Origin of the sequence: Bradyrhizobium sp. 35 (assembly GCF_023073215.1) — a bacterium.
In the GTDB taxonomy this organism is placed as follows: Bacteria; Pseudomonadota; Alphaproteobacteria; order Rhizobiales; family Xanthobacteraceae; genus Bradyrhizobium; species Bradyrhizobium canariense_D.
In genome coordinates this window covers 1-1,629 of sequence record NZ_JADPJC010000070.1, presented here as the reverse complement: position 1 = coordinate 1,629, position 1,629 = coordinate 1, and the positions used below count along the sequence as shown (strand labels likewise).

General features: G+C 58.4%; 2 protein-coding genes. One reads left to right on the top strand and one right to left on the bottom strand.

Annotation, left to right across the window (positions count from 1 at the left end):
* Window positions 1-201: 201 nt before the first annotated feature.
* The gene (locus IVB36_RS15260; protein ID WP_346731046.1) at window positions 202-786 is read right to left on the bottom strand and encodes a hypothetical protein; all 585 of its coding nucleotides are present in this window, start codon (window positions 784-786) and stop codon (window positions 202-204) included.
* Window positions 787-825: 39 nt separating this feature from the next.
* Between IVB36_RS15260 and IVB36_RS15255 the strand changes: the two genes are divergently transcribed.
* Window positions 826-1,449 carry a class I SAM-dependent methyltransferase gene (locus tag IVB36_RS15255; RefSeq protein ID WP_083926621.1) on the top strand — a complete coding sequence of 208 codons (624 nt, stop codon included), beginning with the start codon at window positions 826-828 and terminating at the stop codon, window positions 1,447-1,449.
* Window positions 1,450-1,629: the final 180 nt, after the last annotated feature.

Genomic DNA, 1,629 nt, shown 5'->3' with positions numbered 1-1,629 from the left:
CACTCGGTCAGGCCCTGGTGCCTCAAACGTAGAACTTCTCGGATCCGGCGCATCGACAATCTCTCGGTAGGCATCAGGCTTCCTCATTGGTTGAATGAGAAATCCGTAGCCCGGTTGAGTTGTCGGTCGAAGCGTCCGGCACCGCCAAACGTTGCTCACGATCGCCTGAAATCGCTGCTCACGATCCTCTGAAATCGTTGCTCACGATGCGCTGAAATCCGTGCTCACGATCCCGCGAAACGCGCAAGTGGTCCAGCTCGCCCCTACAACGGCATAATGGCCGCTCTGTACCAGCGCGGTTGCAGCCTTCTTCACAATGATTGGGTCTGCTTCTGCGAACTCAGACGGTGGCGCATAGTGGTAGCTCGTCCCTTCATCGCGCAGGGAGCGGTCGATCACAACGAAGTAAGGAGGCGGTCCTGAAGCTATAATCTGGCCCGCCGAGGTGAGGTTGACCACGAACTGGCATCCGCTGGCGAACAGCTCCTCAGCGACAAGGACGGCGAAGGAAGCACCAACGACGCGGCCAACAATCCCGACCTGATGGCCGCAGAGGTCGAAGGTGTCGAGCTCGGTGTGGTAACAGGGCCAGCCTGCGAACGGTCTTGCCGCCCCCGTCCGTCGCAATTGGCTTACCAAATCACCATCAGGGTCCAAAATGCAAACGCGGGGCACCTCTAGAGTATCGAGCCCTTTCTGCCGCCGTGCCTCACGAAGCAGAGCTGCTGGAGCGAACACTGACGGCTCAGACGTGTGCTTATTGTCGAGGATGGGAGGAATGACCATATTCAAGCCTACTTCGGACCTTGGTTGGAGGAAGAAGCTATGAACAATGACAGCCGTCAAGCCCATTGGGAGGGTGTCTACACCAAGAAGCGTGAGACGGAAGTCAGTTGGTTTCAGGAAAATCCCGCTCCTTCGCTTGAACTGATCGCGCAGATCGGCGCGAGTCACTCTTCGGCTATTATCGACATCGGTGGAGGGGCTTCGCGTCTGGTCGATCATCTCACTGATCGAGGCTTCGAGGATGTAACCGTTCTCGATGTGTCAGAAGCTGCACTTGAGGCCACCAGGGTACGCATGGGGCACCGTGCCGCACAGGTTCATTGGATAGTAGCGGACGCTACAGCCTGGGAGCCGTTGAAGGCTTACGATATTTGGCACGATCGGGCGGCGTTTCATTTTCTTACCGAGGACCGGGACCGTGCTGCGTATGTCGCGCGCCTTGGGCGAGCTTTGAAAGTTGGTGGATACGCAATCATTGCCACCTTTGCGCTCGATGGGCCTGAACGATGCAGCGGCCTACCCGTGGTTCGATACGATCCTTTGAGCCTTGGCCAGACACTTGGTCACGCGTTCCAGCTCGTCGACACTCGCCGGCATGCTCATGCGACGCCCTGGGGCTCTGATCAATCGTTCCAGTTCAGTGTGTTCCGCCGTTGCTCCTGAACCGGCGGCACGATGAATGTTTGTGTTGGCCCCTTAGCCGACGTGCCGATCAGCGGATTTGTGACGTCCGATAACCGCCCGAGGACTAAACCGCTCGCGCGGTAGGCACGACGGCCGGCAGCGCGGCTGAGAGGATAGCGCAACGAGGCGTCCTGTCTTGAGATGAGGGGTTCGCAACCT